Source organism: Lentzea kentuckyensis, assembly GCF_002150765.1.
Classification (GTDB): Bacteria; Actinomycetota; Actinomycetes; order Mycobacteriales; family Pseudonocardiaceae; genus Lentzea; species Lentzea kentuckyensis.
Genome location: NZ_MUYM01000084.1, coordinates 21164 through 37489, shown reverse-complemented (window position 1 = coordinate 37489; position 16326 = coordinate 21164). Strand labels below are relative to the sequence as shown.

The window sequence follows — 16326 nt, the reverse complement described above, 5'->3', positions numbered from 1 at the left end:
AACGACGTCTGTGCAGGGGGTAGTTGGGTATGCAGGAGAGGGTCCGAGGCAGGTTCGTCGGCATCGGCATCGGCTCGTACGAGCGGGTGCAGCCGCTGCAGCACGCCGTGAGCGACGTGCGGGAGCTGCGTGCCCTGCTCAAGGGCTACGAGGGCGAGCCCCTGGTGGACCCGACCGAGGCCGAGATCCGCGCGCACATGCAGACGTTGAGCGACGAGCCGCAGGACGGTGGCTCGTTGGTGGTGTTGTGGAGCGGCCACGCCATCCCGGTGACCGGCAAGCTCAGGCTGCTGGCCAGGGACAACAAGGGCAAGTCCGACGGCATCGCCATCGAGGACTTCGTCATGTGGTGCGCGGCGTCGGGCGCGCACCAGCTGCTGGTGATCGTCGACGCGTGCTACTCGGGCCAGCAGCTGGACGACGCCCTGGGCACCATCGCGAGCATGCAGGAGGAGCTGCTCACCGGGCACATGCACTGGGCGGGTGTCCTGGTGTCGTGCTCGAGCGTCGAGACGGCCCGCGACGGCCTGTTCGGCGGCAAGCTCCGCAACCTGCTGCGAGCCGGCCCGATCACGGACGAGGACGTGTGGCGCTGGAGCGACCGCACGCCGCTGGTCGACGGCGGCGCGGTCGGCACGGCGCTGCTGAACGCGTGGGACAGCGACGTGCAACGGCCGCGGTTCATGCAGTACGGCTCACCCCAGCCGATGCTGCCGAACCCGCTCTACGCGCCGCACACGGTGGTGAAGCACCTCCTGCTGGCGGCCCGCGGCGGCGACTCGCCGGACAACCGGTCGTGGTTCACCGGCCGCACCGCCGAGGTGGACCAGGTCGTCGGCTGGATCTCCTCGGCCACGCCGGGCCTGCGGGTGGTCACCGGCGCGCCGGGCACCGGCAAGTCGGCGATCGTCGGCCGCGTCGTCAGCCTCTCCAACCAGGCCGAACGGGATCTGCTGCTGACCTGCGGCCCGCCGTTCCAGCACGCCGACCCCGGTCAGGACTCGGTAGCGGCGGCCGTGCACGCCCGTGCGATGGACGCCGACCGGGTCGCTGACCTGATCAGCCGCCAGCTGGTCGCGGCCGGACTGGTCCCGCCGCCCGACGGCCCGCGCCGGGGCGTCGCGGAGCTGGTCGGCGTCGTCAGCACGCTCGCCAGGCCCCCGGTGATCGTGGTCGACGGCCTGGACGAGGCGCGCGGCGAGTCGTTCTCGATCGCCACCTCGCTGCTGACCAAGCTCGCGAACCACGCCGTGGTGATCGTCTCCACACGGCAGGCGCATCGGGCCGCGGGCGGCGCGCCGTTGCTGACCGAGCTCTCCCCGGTCGAGGTGCTGGACCTCGACAAGTGCGACAGCGCGTCCTGCGTCCGCGACTACGTGGTGGCACGACTGGGTTCCCGTGTTCCGCCGTCCACTGTGGACGAGATCACGCGGATGCCGTTCCTGGCCGCGTGGATGGTCACCGACCAGCTCCTGACCAGCAGTGGGGCGGACTTCGAACTGTCGCTGGGCGCCGCGTTCGACCGCGAGCTGGCGAAGGTGCCCGCCGCACGGCCGTTGCTGACCGCGCTGACGTGGAGCTACGGCGCGGGGTTCCCCGAGGCCGAGTGGATCGCGGTGGCGCGGGCGTTGTCCGGCGCGGAGTTCGGCCGTGACGACATCACCGCCGTGCTCACCGAGCTGGGCCGCCACGTGGTGCAGGACGGTGAGGAGGGCACCGCGGTCTTCAAACTGACGCACCAGACGTTCGCGGACCACCTGCGGCCGCCGTTCGCGCCGAGCAGGGACGCGGTGTTCGCGCCGGACGCCGAGAAGGTGGCGTGCGCGCTGATCGAGCTGTACCGGCAGCGGATGAAGGCGGGCATGCCGCCGGACGTGCCGGGCTACCTGTGGAAGTACGCGTGGCGGCACTGCGGGCACGCGGGCACGCGGGCGCTGGACGGTCTGCGCGCGCTCGCGATGATGAACAGGATGCTCCTGCCGGACATCGCGCTGGCGGCCACCACGGCGGCGGGAGAGCTGGCGCACTGGGGTCGCGGCGACGAGGCCATCGAGCCGCTGGAGGAGGCCGCCTCGCACTTCCGCGTGCTGGTGCCGGACATCCGGATGTACCTGGCGGATCTGGCGCACGTGCTGAACAGGCTCGGCCAGCGGTTCCGCGAGGCCGGTCGGCTGCAGCAGGCGGTGGCGCCCGCGGAGGAGGCCGTGGTCCGCTACCGCGAGCTGGTCGCGTCGACCCCGACGACCGCGGAAACCCTCACACACAAACGGCTCGCGCAACGCATCGCCAAGACGACGTCGCACGGCGGCGACAACCCGACGTACGCGACGCACCTCAGCGGCGCGCTGGTCGACCTCAGCGAGGTGTACGCGATGGTCGGCCGCCGGCACGAGGCCTTGTCCGCCGCCAGAGACGCGGTGGCCGCGGTGGCCGCCGCCGACGGCGGTGCCCCGCTGGCTCGCGCGCTGCTGTGCCTGTCCGCGCGGTGCTGCGAGACCGGGCGGCGCTACGAGGCCATGCAACGCTCGAAGCAGGCCGTCGACGAGTACTGGCGGCTCGCGCAGACGAACCCGGCGTTCCTCGCCGACCTGGTGGCGGCGCAGGTCGAACTGAGCCGCGACTACCTGACCCTGGGCAGGCTCGCCGAGGCCGACGGGGTCACCCGGCAGGCGGCGGAGATCAGCGGCACGCTCGGCAGGCACGCGGCGTTCCGCCCGCTGCTGGCGGACGCGGCGCTGAGCCTCAGCGTCGCGTACAGCATGGTCAACCGCAGGGACGAGGCGCTCACCACCGCAAGGCAGGCCGCCGAGCTCGCGGAGGGCCTGCGGATCCACGGTCAGGCGCTGCACAACCTCATGCGCCGCCAGCGCGACGCGGGCAAGCCGGAGGACGCGCTCGCGACCGGCGTGCTGACCGTGGACGTGTGTCTGCTGCCCGAGCACGCGCACCGGTTGTCGACGCTCGCCGCCGCGTTGTTCACGCTCGACACGATCTGCGCGGGGCTCGACCGGCCCGAGGTCGTCGACAGGACCTGGGACAAGGTGACCGACCGGTTCGCCGGCTCGCACCTCGCCACGCTGCTGATGCTGCGGGCGGCGGCCACCCAGGCCGGTGATCCGGCGGCGGCGAAGTGGCTGTGCCAGGCGCTGACCCACGTCGGGCAGTCCCGCCAGGCCATCCACGACGTGCACGACATCGCACGCCGCCACTACGACTCGGGTCCGTGGCCCTGGGACACCACGCCGGACTGGCTGACGGTCGACCGCACGCTGTTGAAGACCGCACGGCGCTGGGTGTTCGCACGGTCGTACGCCGACGAACGCGCGATCCTGCTCGAACACCCCGAACTGCTCTCGACGGACGCGGACGTCGCGGTCACCGAGGCGTTGTACGGCACGAGCCTGATCGAGGCACAGGTCATCCAGTCGCGGCGGGCGACCGCACAACAGCAGGGTGTGCCGCTCGCGTACCGGCCGTGGCTGCTCGCGAGCCTCGCGGACGAGTTCGTCGACGCCACGCCCGCCCGCCGCCGCGAACTGCTGGCCACGCGCCGGGAAGAGTTGCTGGACAAGGAAGTCCTGCGCAACATCCGGGACAACAAGCCCGTGCACGCGTTGCTCATGCTGGCCGACGAGGACATCGACGTGGTCGACCTCGTGCTGGACGCGCTGGAGGACCCGGCACGGGTCACCGAGATCCTGCGAGCACTCGCGGCGAGCGCGTCACCCCAGGCCCTCACCCAGGCCGTGACGGCGTTGGAGCCACACGCGTTGGCAGCGCTGTACAAGGTGGTCGCGCGCGCTCGGGCCGGTGACAAACGTCTGGCGTTGCCCGCCGCGGGCCAGCGTCTGGCGTGGATCCACGAGCTGACCTATCTGGTGCCCGCGAACCTCAAGCTGCTCACTCTCATCCGCACACTCGCTGAGGAGTCCTGATGACCGATCTCGTCGTCGTACTGCCCGGCATTCTCGGCAGCACGTTGCGCGACAAGGACGGCGTGATCTGGGAGGTGTCCGGCCGGGCCGCCCTGCGCGCCGTCCTGTCGCTGGGCCGCAGCCTGCACCGGCTCAAGCTCCCCGCCGGCATCGGTGACGAACACCCTCAGGACGGCATCGAGCCGGTCGCGCTGATGTCGGACCTGCACGTGATCCCGGGCATCTGGTCGCCGTTGAAGGGCTACGACCGGGTGACCAAGCGGATGAACTCGCTCGGCTACACCGTCGAGAAGGGCAACCTGATCCTCTTCGCCTACGACTGGCGGCTGTCGAACCGCTACAACGGCGCGTTGCTGGCTCGGCGCGTGGACGAGGCGTTGGACCGGATCGGGCCGAACGCCAAGGTCAGCTTCGTGTGCCACTCGATGGGCGGACTGGTCGCGCGGTGGTGCATCGAGCAGTGCGGGATGGCCGAGCGAACGGCCAAGCTGATCACGATGGGCACGCCGTACCGAGGTGCGGCGTCGGCGTTGGAACAGCTGGTCAACGGGGTGCGCAAGGGCCTCGGGCCGCTGGCGGTCGACCTGACCGAGTTCGCCCGGTCGATGCCGTCGCTGCACCAGCTGTTGCCCGAGTACGCGTGCATCGAGGCGCCTTCCGGGCTGGTCAAGACGACCGAGACCACGTTGCCCGAGCTGGACACCAAGATGGTGGAGGACGCGGCGGCGTTCCACGGCGCGTTGACCGACTCGTTCGCCGACCGCACGTACGCGATCATCGGCGGTAAGCAGCCAACGGCCACCACGGCACGCATCGCCGACGGCAAAGTCACCTGCTATCGGACGTACGAGGGTGAAGACCTGTACGGCGATGCGACCGTTCCCGCCGTCGGTGCTGCTCGAAAGGGTCTGGCGTTGTCGTCGAACACGCTGCACCGCGTGACGGAGCAGCACACGTCGTTGCAGGACAACGCGGCGGTACTGGACGCCGTCGAGTCGTTCCTGACCGCGAAAGAGATCATCCCCCGGAACGTCACTGCCACGGAACCGCAGGTCAGCGTGCCCGACCTGGCGCTGGTCAGCGAGGACCTGGAGGTCACCGTCGAGCTGAAGGACACCACGCCCCGTGCGTTGAAAGTCGCGTTGCTGAACGAGCAGGGCAAACAGGTCGAAGCACGCAGTCCGGCGATCTCCGAGACCATGAACATCAAATTCGGCGGATTGGTCCCCGGCGCGTACTACGTGCAGGTCAGCGGCATTTCGGTCGGCGCTCCGGTGGTCCCGGTGACCTCCGCGGTGCTCGTCATGGATTGCCCCGCGGTCTGACCGGGAGGACGATAAACGCCTGCACGGAGGAGGCGCGATGACCACGATCAAGCCAACGCCAGTAGTGCCCCATCCGGGGGCGGCGCGTGCGCGGCCGAAAGGCTCGTACTTCCTCTCGCTGTTCAAGACCACAGATCCCAAACAGATCGGGATCATGTACCTGACCACGTCGTTCGCGTTCTTCATGATCGGCGGCGTGATGGCGCTGCTGATGCGCGGCGAGCTGGCGCGGCCGGGTCTGCAGTACCTGTCGAACGAGCAGTACAACCAGCTGTTCACCATGCACGGCACGATCATGCTGCTGCTGTACGCGACCCCGATCCTGTTCGGGTTCGCGAACTTCATCCTGCCGTTGCAGATCGGCTCACCGGACGTGGCGTTCCCGCGCCTGAACGCCTTCTCGTACTGGCTGTACCTGTTCGGCGGCATCATCGCGACGGCGGGCTTCGTGACACCGGGCGGCGCGGCGGACTTCGGCTGGTTCGCCTACACGCCGTTGTCGAGCGCGGTGCACTCGCCGGGCGTCGGCGCCGACATGTGGATCATGGGCCTGGCGGTGTCCGGTCTGGGCACGATCCTCGGCGCGGTCAACATGACCACGACGGTCGTGACGCTGCGGGCGCCGGGCATGACGATGTTCCGGATGCCGATCTTCACCTGGAACATCCTGGTGACGTCCGTGCTGATCCTGCTGGCGTTCCCGATCCTCACGGCCGCGTTGATGGGCCTGGCGGCGGACCGGCACCTCGGGGCGCACGTCTTCGACCCGGCCAACGGCGGCGTGATCCTGTGGCAGCACCTGTTCTGGTTCTTCGGCCATCCCGAGGTGTACATCGTCGCCTTGCCGTTCTTCGGGATCGTGACCGAGATCTTCCCGGTGTTCAGCCGCAAACCGTTGTTCGGCTACAAGGGCCTGGTGTTCGCGACCCTGGCGATCGCGATGCTCTCCGTGGCCGTGTGGGCGCACCACATGTACGCGACGGGTGCCGTGCTGTTGCCGTTCTTCTCGCTGATGACGTTCCTCATCGCCGTGCCGACGGGCATCAAGTTCTTCAACTGGATCGGCACGATGTGGAAGGGGCAGCTGACGTTCGAGACGCCGATGCTGTTCTCGATCGGCTTCCTCGTGACGTTCCTCTTCGGCGGCCTCACGGGCATCCTGCTCGCCGCGCCGGCCGTCGACTTCCACGTGTCCGACACGTACTTCGTGGTGGCGCACTTCCACTACGTGCTGTTCGGCACGATCGTGTTCGCCACCTACGCCGGCATCTACTTCTGGTTCCCGAAGATGACCGGGCGGATGCTCAACGAACCGCTGGGCAAGCTGCACTTCTGGACGACGTTCCTCGGATTCCACGGCACGTTCCTGGTCCAGCACTGGCTGGGCAACGAGGGCATGCCGCGTCGGTACGCCGACTACCTCGCCTCCGACGGCTTCACGACGCTGAACATGATCTCGACGGTCAGCTCGTTCCTGCTCGGCGCGTCCGTGCTTCCGTTCGTGTTCAACGTGTTCCGGTCCTACCGCTACGGCGACCCGGCCCCGCAGGACGACCCGTGGGGCTACGGCAACTCGCTGGAGTGGGCCACGACCTCGCCCCCGCCGCGGCACAACTTCAAGGAGCTGCCGCGAATCCGCTCCGAGCGCCCGGCGTTCGAGCTGCACTACCCGCACATGGTCGAACGAATGCGCGACGAGGCGCACTTCTCGCTGGTGCATCCCGGCAAGCACAGGGCTGGCAAGGATGAAACCACCGAGAAGGCGCTCGCCTCGACGGAACGGGACGGGCCGACCGAGTAGTCAGCGCCGGGCGGCGGGCACCATGCCCGCCTCGACCACGGCCTTGCTCAGCGGCGTGGCCAGCTCGACGAACCGCTGCTTCTCCTGGTCGCTGAGGACGTCGTAGGCCGGCGCCGCCATGTGGTCCGTGTCGTCCTCGATGCCCTGCCGCAACTCGCGTCCCTTCTCGGTGAGGAGCTGGTCCTCGCCGACGAGCCCGCGCCGCTGCAGGTCGTCCACCGTCGCGGCCCACTGCTCCTCGGACCACGCCCGCGTCTTGCGCAACACCTCCGCCGGGAAGTCGCCCGTCGCGACGTGCAGCACGAGCGCCTCGATGCCGGTGATGTTGTGCCTGAGCAACGCCGCGAGGTGGCCGTCGCCGCGGAACTCGCGCAACAGCGTCTGCGCGTGGAACAGCTGCAGGGGGTTCTCGTCCGGCCACGGCAGACTCGCGTGGGCGGCGAACAACGGGCGGCCGCTCAGCATGTCCTTGGCCCGCTCGGCAGCGCGCCTGGCCAGCCCGGTGATCTCCTTGAGGTCGTCCGGCAGCACCTTGCGCAGCGCCTCGTCCGCCGCCTCCCACCGCAACTCCAGCATCCGCTGCGGCGTGACCTTCTCCCAGGCCTGCGGAATGCGCGCCCGCACGATCGCGGGGTTGAAGTTGTAGAACGTCGCGATCACGACCTCGGCGCCGACCGCCCCCATCGCAGCCGCCCGTGACGCGAAGTACCCGCCGGGCCGGTCGAGCCCCACGCTCGCGTACCGCGACTCCGCCTCGGGGGCGAAGTAGATCATCCCGTGCACGGCCTCGAGCGAACGAAACAGAGTCCTGATCATGTTCCCAACCTAGTACTCGCCAGGCGGGGGAAGTCCAGGGTCAGCCGGAAATGGCCGGTGCGACCGAAATCTCGCCCGCACCGGCCATGCTCAACCGACGATCACTGGTTCGCCCAGAGGAAGTACTGGTTGCTGTCCGCGTCCAGCAGGCAGCCGACGGGCGCACCGGTGCCGGCCTTGTAGTCGATCCCGTCGCGCTGGCACTCCGTAAGGCCGTCGTCGTTACCGGGGTACGGGCCCGCCACGACTCGCCACGTCAGGACACCCATGTCAGTGCTGGGAACCGCGGCGGCCGTACCGCCCAGCGCGGCAAATGCCGCGACCGCGACCGCAGCACCGGACATCACCTTTGCGAACTTCATGCTTCCCCCAAGAAGATTGAGAACTCGCTGTTCGATCTCGACCGTGCGCGCCATCCCGGAGACCTGTCGTCACCCGGGATAGGGAGCGTGATCGGCTTGCCACATCACGACACCCGTGTCGCCACTTGGCACCGCGGCGGCCGTACCGCCCAGCGCGATGAACGCCGCGAACGCGACCACGGCACCGGACACCACCTTCGCGAACTTCACGCTTCCCCCGACGATCACAGGTTCGCCCAGAGGAAGTACTGGTTGCTGTCCGCCTCCAGCAGGCAGCCCACCGGCGCACCGGTGTCGGCCTTGTACTCCACCGCGGCGGTCTGGCACTGCGCGGCACCATCGGGGTTGCCGGGGTACGGGCCCGCCACGACTCGCCACGTGAGGACACCCATGTCGTTGCCGGGAACCGCGGCGGCCGTACCGCCCAGCGCGGCAAATGCCGCGACCGCGACCGCGGCACCGGACATCACCCTTGCGAACTTCATGCTTCCCCCAAGAAGGTTGAGAACTCGCTGTTCGACCACACCGACCGGCCTCAGCCGACGATCACTCGTTCGACCACAGGAAGTACTGGTTGCTGTCCGCCTCCAGCAGGCAACCAACCGGCTTGCCGGTCTCCATCTTGTAGAGCACCCCGGCCCGCTGACACGCCCCGAGACCGTCCTCGTTACCCGGCCACGGACCCGCGACCACGCGCCACGTCAGGGCACCCATGTCGCCACCGGGAACCGCGGCCGCCGCCGTCCCGCCCAGCGCGGCGAACGCCGCGACCGCGACCGCGGCACCGGACATCACCTTTGCGAACTTCATGCTTCCCCCAAGAAGGTCAGGAATTCGCTCTTCGATCTTGAACCTACGACACAGCGCAGTCAGGCGATCACGACCAGTTGAACAGTTGCACGTTCACATAGGCTGCCCGCACGTCAGGCACCGAAAATTGTCAGACCCCTCTGTCAGGCTCCGAGACGTGGATTCGAACACCTTCTGGCAGCTCATCGCCGCCGCCCGCGCGAGCGTCGGCGACCCCTCCGACAGCGAGGCCGTGGCCACCGCCGCCGCCACCCTGCTCGCCGCCCGGCCGCCCGCCGAGATCGTTGCGGCCCAACAGGTTCTGTGGGATCTCCTGGCCGAGTCGTACGAGAACCCGCTGTGGGCGGCGGCCTACCTGATCAACGGCGGCTGCTCGGACGACGGCTTCGACTACTTCCGCGGCTGGCTGCTCACCCAGGGTCAGGAGGTCTACGACGCGGCCCTGGCGTCACCGGACTCCTTGGCCTCGCTGCCGGTCGTGATCGCCGCCGCCGAGTCCGAGCAGGAGATCGAGTGCGAGGCCGCGCTGTCGATCGCCTGGACCGCGCACCTCAAGGCCACGGGTATGCAGTTACCGCAGGACGCCTTCCGGATCCGCTACCCCGAGCTCGACCCGGAGTGGGACTTCGACTTCGACGACGGCGAGGAAATGGCCGCCCGCCTGCCGAAGCTGACCGCGCTCTACGAGATCTGACCGCTGCGGCCGGCCACGAGCACGCCGAACGCCACGTGATCGAGCCATTGCGGAATCCTGGGCAGAGCACGGATCTGGGCGTTGTGGCGCCCGATCACCTCCAGGTCGAGGGCGGCGATCAGCAACCCCGCCACCGCCCCACCGACAACACCACGCACCCGAAGCCGTGTCAGCACGAACATCCAGAACGCCGACACGGCCAGATGCACCGCCACGCCTGCAAAAGCACCGCCGCGCACCAACGAACCGGCAGCACGAGTGGCGCGCAACGGCGAGCCGCCGACCGCGAGAGCGTGGACGGTCGACGGCGCGCCGCTCAGCACGACGGCGAGCAAGAAGCGGCGTATCACCGACGCTTGCGCCGAGACTTCAGGTAGTCGCTGACCACGGCCGCGCCCAGGCCCTCCTCGTCCGGCGACACGACGCGTCCACCGCCGCGCCGAGCCACGATGTCGACGAAGGCGGCCAGCCGGGGGTCGTCGCCCAGCTTGAACACCGAGATCGTCGCCCCGAGCCGGGCCAGCGCGTCGACCTCGTTCAGGGTCTTGGTCAGCGTTCGCGGCAACGGCGGGTAGTTGAACTCCGCGTCCCCGTCCGGCTCCAGGTGCGCGGTGGGCTCGCCGTCGGTGACGACCAGCACCACGGGCTGTGCGTCCGGATGGCGACGCACGTGCCGTCCTGCCAGCAACAGCGCGTGGTGCAGGTTCGTGCCCTGCTCCCACACGCCCTCAAGACCCGTCAACTGGCCGATGTCCACCGCCTCGGCATAACGCCCGAACGTCACCAGCTGCAACGCATCCGTCCGGAAACGGGTGCGCACGAGGTGATGCAACGCCAAGGCCGTGCGCTTCATCGGCACCCAACGGCCGTCCTGCACCATCGACCAGGAGGTGTCCACGCACAACGCCACAGCGGCACGCGTGCGGTGTTCGGTCTCCGACACCTCCAGATCAACGACGTCCAGGGACATCGAGCCGGAGCGCAGCACGGAGTTGCGCAGGGTTCGCGGCACGTCCCAGGGTTCGGTGTCGCCGAACTGCCAGGGCCGGGTCGAGCCCATCAGCTCGCCCGCGGCGCCTGCGGACACGGTGTCGCGCGAGCCCTGCGACGACCGCAGTTGGTCCACGACGCCGCGCAGGGCTGTTTCGCCCATGCGCCGCAAGGCTTTCGGGGTCAGGCGCAGCGAGCCGTCCGGCGAGCGTTCCACGATGTTCTGCTGCCGCAGCGCCTTCTCCAGCTCCGCCAGGCGGCGGGCGTCGACGGAGGCCGACGAGCCCAGCTGACGTTCCAGCGCCTCCAGGTCGATGTCCTCCAGGCGGGCGCCCGGATAGGACTGGGACAGCTGCTCGGCCAGGCCGTCCAGTTCGGCCAGGTCCGCCATCGCCTGGGCACCCTCGCCCAGCCCCAACGGGTCCTGGCCGCGGAAGCGCGCGGAGGACGTCCAGTCCTCACCCGGCCGCAACCGCTGCAACAACGAGTCCAAAGTAGACAGAGAGGAGCCGATGCCGCCGAAAGCCTGTTGCGACAACGCGGAAAGCTCGGCGCGCTGGGCGTCGGTCATCGAGTTCATCATTCGCTGCGCGGCGGCCGAGCGGGCGGCCAGGGCGTCGATGAGCTCGTCGACGTTGCGGGGCTTCTCCGGGAAGAACTCGCCGTGCTTGCGCATGAACTCGTCGAACAGGCGCGGCGTGTCCGGGGAGCCCGAGGCGTGCGCCTCCAGCAACGAGTTCAGGTCACGCAGCATGCGCTGGATTCGGCGAACGTCCTCGGAGTCCACGTTGGACAGTGCTTCCTTCATGCCCTGGAAGCGCTGGTCCAGCAGTTCCCGGCCGAGCAGCTCGCGGATCTGCTCGAACGCCTCGCGGGCCTCGGAAGAACGCCAGTCGTACGACGACAGCTCAGAGACGGCGGCGGCGGTACCGGGCGGCAACGCGTCGAGCTGGGCCTCGCGGAAGCGCGCGTCGTCGGACGGATCCGGGAACAACGCGCGGCGCTCGGCCTCGACCGCCTTGTCGAGCAGCTGGCGGACCTCGGACAGCGTGCCGTCCAGGCGGTGCCGGCGCTGGATCGACGCACGGCGCTGCCACAGCCGCGAGGTCAGGTCGTCCAGACCCCGCGTGCCGTCCACACCCCGCCGCAGGAGCTCGCGCAACGCGGACGACGGGGACGCGCCTTCCATGATCTCGCGGCCGAGCTCGTCGACGGCCGCGCGAAGGTCGACCGGCGGCGCCAACGGATCGGCGCCGCCTCCCCAGCGTCCGTAGCGATATCTCATCCGTACACCGATCGGTCGTCGTCGGAGGAGGTGTCCTTCGACAGGTGGCGGGTCAGGTAGAGCGATTCCAGGGCCAGTTCCACGGCGGAGGCGATGCGGCCGACCGGGTCCTTGGGGCCCGCGCCCATCCGTGCCGCCACCTCGTGCAGGATCGGGAGCTCCGGCAGGGCCGCCAGCAGGTCGCCGGCGTGCACGCGGTCACCGGTCGCGACCGGGTGGCCGTCCGAGACGACCTCGGCCAGCGCCCGCAGGTTCAGCCCCGCCAGCCGGGCGCGGGCGGTGTCGGCGATCGAGCGGCGCAGCAGGTGCACGAGCACCTCGTCCTCGCGCCCCTCCTCCCCCGCCTCGAACTCGAGCTTGCCGCGCAGCACGTCCGGCACCGACTCCAGGTCGATCGGGCGGGCGATCGCCGGGGTCTCGCCGATCAGCGCGGACCGGCGCAGTGCCGACGCCGCAACGGTTTCCGCCGCCGCGACGGCGAACCGGGCGGAGACGCCGGAACGCTGGTCGATCGACGACGACTCGCGCAGGTGGCGGACGAACCGGGCGATGATCTCCAGCAGGTGGTCGCCCACCTCGGCGACGAGATCGGCTTCCTGGCGGACCAGGTCGACCTCGGCGTCGATCTCCAACGGGTAGTGCGTGCGCACCTCGGCGCCGAAGCGGTCCTTCAACGGCGTGATGATGCGGCCGCGGTTCGTGTAGTCCTCGGGGTTCGCGGTCGCCACGAGCAGCACGTCCAACGGCAGCCGCAGCGTGTAGCCGCGGACCTGGATGTCGCGCTCCTCCATGACGTTCAGCAGCGCTACCTGAATGCGTTCGGCCAGGTCAGGCAGCTCGTTGATGGCGATGATGCCGCGGTGGGCGCGCGGGAGCAGGCCGTAGTGGATCGTCTCCGGGTCGCCCAGCGATCGTCCCTCGGCGACCTTCACCGGGTCGACGTCGCCGACCAGGTCGCCGACGGACGTGTCGGGCGTCGCGAGCTTCTCCGCGTAGCGCTCGTCGCGGTGCCGCCACACCACCGGCAGGTCGTCGCCGAGTTCCGCCGCCCGGCGCCTGGACTCCGGCGTGATCGGGTCGAGCGGGTGTTCGCCCAGCTCGGAGCCCTCGATCACGGGCGTCCACTCGTCCAGCAACGTCACCAACGTGCGCAAAAGCCGCGTCTTGCCCTGACCGCGCTCGCCGAGCAGGACGACGTCGTGGCCGGCCAGCAGCGCGCGTTCCAGCTGGGGAAGCACCGTGCGGTCGAAACCGACGATGCCGGGCCACGGGTTGCGCCCTTCGCGCAGGGCCGCGAGGAGGTTCTCCCTGATCTCGGTCTTGACGCCGCGCGGCAGGTGCCCGGCGGCGCGCAGTTCGCCCGCCGTGCGGGCCAGGTTCTGGGTCACGCAGACGACGCTACGCACCGAATCCGGGCCCGTCGATGTGGAGCAACTCCAGGCGGCGGCGCTTCTCGTACAGCAGAATGCGGGGCGATATGAGTGACAGCGTTGATTTCAAATGGGCGCCCTCCCCTGCCGACTGGCGGGCCAGCCTGCGGGCGATGGTGCCGATGTTCCGGTGGGCGCCGTGGTTCGCGGTCGTGCTCGGCGTGTTCTCCCTGATCCTGCTGTTCGGCTTCGACGACATGGTGCCGGTGGCGATCTTCGGCCTGGCGTGCGCGCTGGTCATCGGGTTCATGGAACCGGTCGCGGTGTGGTGGCGCTTCTCGTCGGACGAGATGCTCAGCCGGACCGTCGCCGGCAGCGCGGACGACCAGTCGTTCCGGATGGCCGTGGGCAACTCGGTGCGCGAGGAGATCGTCTGGGACGAGCTGCCGGGCTGGACCGAGACCCGGCAGGGCTTCGTGCTGGAGACCCTCGGCGACGGCGCGGCGTCGCTTTCGGTGCCGCACCGGGCGTTCGCGTCCGATGAGGACATGGCGTCGTTCCGCACGCTCCTGGAACAGCACATCGGTCCGGCCCGTTAAATGTGTGAGCAGGTGTCTCGGATCGGACACACCGGGTGGGGCTCACGGGCTCGGGCCACGTAATCTCGTCGGGTGTCCTGTGCGAGTGCCACGCTGGTCGTGTGGACGTCGGGATGGCTGCACGGTCTGGCCGCCTCCGACGACGTCCTCGACGCCCTGCACACGTGGGCCGAGCAGCACGAGGTGGTGGCCGACGACGACGGCACCGCCACGGCGCTCGACCTCCCCGGTCCCGACGAGGCCCCGGTGGGCCCCGCCCTGCTGCTGGCCGCGTTGCGGCGCGCGGGCGCCACTTCAGCGCGCCTCGCGTTGCCGGTACCCGGTGACGTGCGCGGGCTGGGCGGCAAGGGCCCCCTCTCGACGTGTGCGCTGCGGTCCGGCGAGGCGCTGGTGATCCCGTCCGTGCACATCGGGCTGGTGCCGAAGATCGTGGCGGACGGCGTGATGCGGTGGACCGTGTTCGACCTGCCGTCGTCGAACGGCCTGGAGCACATCCCGATCGGCGAGGCGGAACACGGCCTGAGCGCGGCACTGCGGGAGGCGACGGCCGCGCTGGCCTCCCTCGACGTGGCCAAGCACCGGCCGAACGTGCGCAAGGAGATCGCCGACCTCTCCGCCGCGAACTCACACCTGCCCTGGCCGGGCGCGATGCCGCCACGCGCGTTGCGGGTGCTGCAGCGGGCCGCAGAGGTCGACGCGATCGTGCAGGTGGCCAGGTCGGACTCCCCCGGCGGCGCGATGTCCGCGTCGGCGATGACGGCACGGACCGAGGCGCTGCGACCGGTCGCGGAAGCGGTGCGGCGGGCCCGGTGCGCGGCGGTCGACGAGGCCGTGCGCGTGCTGGCGGACACCGGAGCCGGCCGCCACTGATCAGGGTGTGCGCCTGCGCAACGTCACCGCGCCCAGCACGAGCGCGAGGAGTCCGCACGCGGCCACGATCGCGAGGTTGCGCACCAAGTCGCTCGTGATGTCGGACGACGTCGTCACGGCCGTGAGTGCGTCAACCGCGTACGACAACGGCATGACGTTCGACAGCCACTCCAGCACGGGCGTCATCGACTCACGCGGCGCGAACAGTCCGCACAACAACACCTGCGGCATGACGAACAACGGCATGAACTGCACGGCCTGGAACTCAGTGCGCGCGAACGCACTCGCGAACAGGCCCAACGCCGTGCCCAGCAACGCGTCCAGCCCGGCGATGACCACGAGCAGCCACACCGAGCCGCCGATCTCCAGGCCGAGCCACGACAGCGAGATGCCGACCGCGACCAGCACCTGGACCAGCGCCACGATCCCGAACGCCAGCGCGTAGCCGAACAGCAGGTCCAGCTTGGCGATCGGCATGGTCATGAGCCGTTCCAGCGTGGCCGTGGTGCGTTCGCGCAGGGTCGTGATCGACGTGACGATGAACATGATCGCGAACGGGAAGACCGCCAGCAGCGCGGGTGCGGCGCGGCTGAACGCCTGGTCGGAGTTGAAGACGAACCGCAGCAGGATCAGCAGCAGCGACGGCATGAGCACCATCAGCGCGACGGTGCGGCGGTCGTGCCGGAACTGGTTGAGGATCCGCGCGGTCGTGGCGAGCAGGATCGAGGTGTTCACGCCGACTCCTTCTCCCGGACGAGGTGCAGGAACGCCTGCTCCAAGTCGCTCGTGCCGGTCTCTGACAGCAGCGCGGAAGGCGTGTCGTCCGCCAGAAACGCCCCGTCACGCATCAGCAGCAGCCGCGAGCAACGCGCGGCTTCGTCCATAACGTGACTGGACACGAGCAAAGTGACGCCGCGGTCGGCCAACGAGCGGAACAACGTCCACAGCTCGTCGCGCAGCAACGGGTCGAGGCCGACCGTCGGCTCGTCCAACACCAACAGCTCGGGCTTGCCGAGCAACGCCACCGCGAGGCTCGTCCGGGACAGCTCACCACCGGACAACGACGCCACGAGCTGGCCCTCGTGCCCGCCGAGCCCCACCTCGTCGATCACGCGCCGCACGTCGGACCGGGGAGCCCGCAGCACGGCGGCGAAGTACCTGAGGTTCTGCTCGACGGTGAGGTCCGCGTACACGGACGGGTTCTGCGTCGCGTACCCGATCCGGTCGCGCAGCCCAGGACTGCCGGCGGGCGAGCCGAGCACCGACACCTCGCCGGCCTCGACGATCTGCACGCCGACGACCGAGCGCAGCAACGTGGTCTTGCCGCAGCCGGACGGTCCGAGCAGGCCGGTGACACTGCCCCGCGGGATCGTGCAGCTCACGTCCCGCAGGACCAGACGATCGCCCCGGCGGACCCGGAGCCCGGTGACCTCAACGGCCGCGGAACTGGTCATGCGACCAATTCTGCG

The 16326-nt window shown here is 69.7% G+C and carries 16 protein-coding genes; 6 read left to right on the top strand and 10 right to left on the bottom strand.

The window, feature by feature from the left end:
* The first annotated feature begins 29 nt into the window (after positions 1-29).
* The 3 genes from B0F77_RS34330 to ctaD are packed head-to-tail and all read left to right on the top strand — an operon-like array spanning position 30 to position 7061.
* Positions 30-3935 (top strand): AAA family ATPase, encoded by a 3906-nt coding sequence (locus B0F77_RS34330; protein ID WP_086667189.1) that lies wholly within the window; start codon positions 30-32, stop codon positions 3933-3935.
* Complete coding sequence (locus B0F77_RS34325) at positions 3935-5260, top strand: esterase/lipase family protein (protein ID WP_086667188.1); 1326 nt, start codon at positions 3935-3937, stop codon at positions 5258-5260. The genes B0F77_RS34330 and B0F77_RS34325 overlap by 1 nt, the downstream gene beginning before the upstream one ends.
* A 37-nt stretch (positions 5261-5297) precedes the next feature.
* Positions 5298-7061, top strand: a complete 1764-nt coding sequence (ctaD, locus tag B0F77_RS34320; protein ID WP_086667187.1) for an aa3-type cytochrome oxidase subunit I — start codon at positions 5298-5300, stop codon at positions 7059-7061.
* On the opposite strand, the gene B0F77_RS34315 is transcribed toward ctaD, so the two are convergent.
* From B0F77_RS34315 to B0F77_RS34300, 5 genes are all read right to left on the bottom strand, one after another.
* A complete protein-coding gene (locus B0F77_RS34315; protein WP_086667186.1) occupies positions 7062-7877 on the bottom strand; it encodes an SCO6745 family protein in 816 nt (271 codons plus the stop codon).
* A 101-nt stretch (positions 7878-7978) separates the two neighbouring features.
* The gene (locus B0F77_RS34310; protein WP_143467036.1) at positions 7979-8239 is read right to left on the bottom strand and encodes a hypothetical protein; all 261 of its coding nucleotides are present in this window, start codon (positions 8237-8239) and stop codon (positions 7979-7981) included.
* A gap of 69 nt (positions 8240-8308) precedes the next feature.
* Complete coding sequence (locus tag B0F77_RS48175; protein ID WP_158102895.1) at positions 8309-8449, bottom strand: hypothetical protein; 141 nt, start codon at positions 8447-8449, stop codon at positions 8309-8311.
* A gap of 14 nt (positions 8450-8463) precedes the next feature.
* The gene (locus B0F77_RS34305; RefSeq protein ID WP_086667184.1) at positions 8464-8724 is read right to left on the bottom strand and encodes a hypothetical protein; all 261 of its coding nucleotides are present in this window, start codon (positions 8722-8724) and stop codon (positions 8464-8466) included.
* A 61-nt stretch (positions 8725-8785) separates the two neighbouring features.
* Positions 8786-9049 carry a hypothetical protein gene (locus B0F77_RS34300; protein ID WP_086667183.1) on the bottom strand — a complete coding sequence of 88 codons (264 nt, stop codon included), beginning with the start codon at positions 9047-9049 and terminating at the stop codon, positions 8786-8788.
* Between the two features lie 157 nt (positions 9050-9206).
* On the opposite strand from B0F77_RS34300, the gene B0F77_RS34295 reads away from it, so the two are divergent.
* The gene (locus tag B0F77_RS34295; protein WP_086667182.1) at positions 9207-9743 is read left to right on the top strand and encodes a DUF4240 domain-containing protein; all 537 of its coding nucleotides are present in this window, start codon (positions 9207-9209) and stop codon (positions 9741-9743) included.
* Here the strand turns inward: B0F77_RS34295 and B0F77_RS34290 are convergent.
* Genes B0F77_RS34290 through B0F77_RS34280 form a run of 3 tightly spaced genes read right to left on the bottom strand, consistent with a single transcriptional unit; the run spans position 9731 to position 13406 of the window.
* Positions 9731-10093 (bottom strand): hypothetical protein, encoded by a 363-nt coding sequence (locus B0F77_RS34290; protein WP_086667181.1) that lies wholly within the window; start codon positions 10091-10093, stop codon positions 9731-9733. The genes B0F77_RS34295 and B0F77_RS34290 overlap by 13 nt on opposite strands.
* Positions 10090-12018, bottom strand: coding sequence for a vWA domain-containing protein (locus tag B0F77_RS34285; RefSeq protein ID WP_086667180.1), 1929 nt, complete (start codon positions 12016-12018; stop codon positions 10090-10092). The genes B0F77_RS34290 and B0F77_RS34285 overlap by 4 nt, the downstream gene beginning before the upstream one ends.
* Positions 12015-13406, bottom strand: a complete 1392-nt coding sequence (locus tag B0F77_RS34280) for a sigma 54-interacting transcriptional regulator (protein ID WP_086667179.1) — start codon at positions 13404-13406, stop codon at positions 12015-12017. Before B0F77_RS34280 ends, B0F77_RS34285 begins: the two co-directional genes overlap by 4 nt.
* Positions 13407-13495: 89 nt before the next feature.
* Here B0F77_RS34280 and B0F77_RS34275 point away from each other — a divergent pair, with 89 nt between their 5' ends.
* Both B0F77_RS34275 and B0F77_RS34270 read left to right on the top strand, forming a co-directional pair.
* Positions 13496-13987: a YcxB family protein gene (locus B0F77_RS34275; RefSeq protein WP_143467035.1), complete on the top strand. Its 492-nt coding sequence runs from the start codon at positions 13496-13498 to the stop codon at positions 13985-13987.
* Positions 13988-14059: 72 nt separating this feature from the next.
* Positions 14060-14857: a hypothetical protein gene (locus tag B0F77_RS34270; RefSeq protein ID WP_086667177.1), complete on the top strand. Its 798-nt coding sequence runs from the start codon at positions 14060-14062 to the stop codon at positions 14855-14857.
* On the opposite strand, the gene B0F77_RS34265 is transcribed toward B0F77_RS34270, so the two are convergent.
* Both B0F77_RS34265 and B0F77_RS34260 read right to left on the bottom strand, forming a co-directional pair.
* Positions 14858-15592, bottom strand: coding sequence for an ABC transporter permease (locus B0F77_RS34265; protein ID WP_086667176.1), 735 nt, complete (start codon positions 15590-15592; stop codon positions 14858-14860).
* Positions 15589-16311, bottom strand: a complete 723-nt coding sequence (locus B0F77_RS34260) for an ABC transporter ATP-binding protein (RefSeq protein WP_086667175.1) — start codon at positions 16309-16311, stop codon at positions 15589-15591. Before B0F77_RS34260 ends, B0F77_RS34265 begins: the two co-directional genes overlap by 4 nt.
* Positions 16312-16326: the final 15 nt, after the last annotated feature.

What these genes read in the sequence shown, in the direction of transcription:
- B0F77_RS34300 (WP_086667183.1), bottom strand. Translation starts at nt 9,049, where the DNA reads ATGAAGTTCGCAAAGGTGATGTCCGGTGCCGCGGTCGCGGTCGCGGCG.
- ctaD (WP_086667187.1), top strand. Translation starts at nt 5,298, where the DNA reads ATGACCACGATCAAGCCAACGCCAGTAGTGCCCCATCCGGGGGCGGCG.
- B0F77_RS34315 (WP_086667186.1), bottom strand. Translation starts at nt 7,877, where the DNA reads ATGATCAGGACTCTGTTTCGTTCGCTCGAGGCCGTGCACGGGATGATC.
- B0F77_RS34305 (WP_086667184.1), bottom strand. Translation starts at nt 8,724, where the DNA reads ATGAAGTTCGCAAGGGTGATGTCCGGTGCCGCGGTCGCGGTCGCGGCA.
- B0F77_RS34325 (WP_086667188.1), top strand. Translation starts at nt 3,935, where the DNA reads ATGACCGATCTCGTCGTCGTACTGCCCGGCATTCTCGGCAGCACGTTG.
- B0F77_RS34275 (WP_143467035.1), top strand. Translation starts at nt 13,496, where the DNA reads ATGAGTGACAGCGTTGATTTCAAATGGGCGCCCTCCCCTGCCGACTGG.
- B0F77_RS34260 (WP_086667175.1), bottom strand. Translation starts at nt 16,311, where the DNA reads ATGACCAGTTCCGCGGCCGTTGAGGTCACCGGGCTCCGGGTCCGCCGG.
- B0F77_RS34310 (WP_143467036.1), bottom strand. Translation starts at nt 8,239, where the DNA reads ATGAAGTTCGCAAAGGTGATGTCCGGTGCTGCGGTCGCGGTCGCGGCA.
- B0F77_RS34330 (WP_086667189.1), top strand. Translation starts at nt 30, where the DNA reads ATGCAGGAGAGGGTCCGAGGCAGGTTCGTCGGCATCGGCATCGGCTCG.
- B0F77_RS34285 (WP_086667180.1), bottom strand. Translation starts at nt 12,018, where the DNA reads ATGAGATATCGCTACGGACGCTGGGGAGGCGGCGCCGATCCGTTGGCG.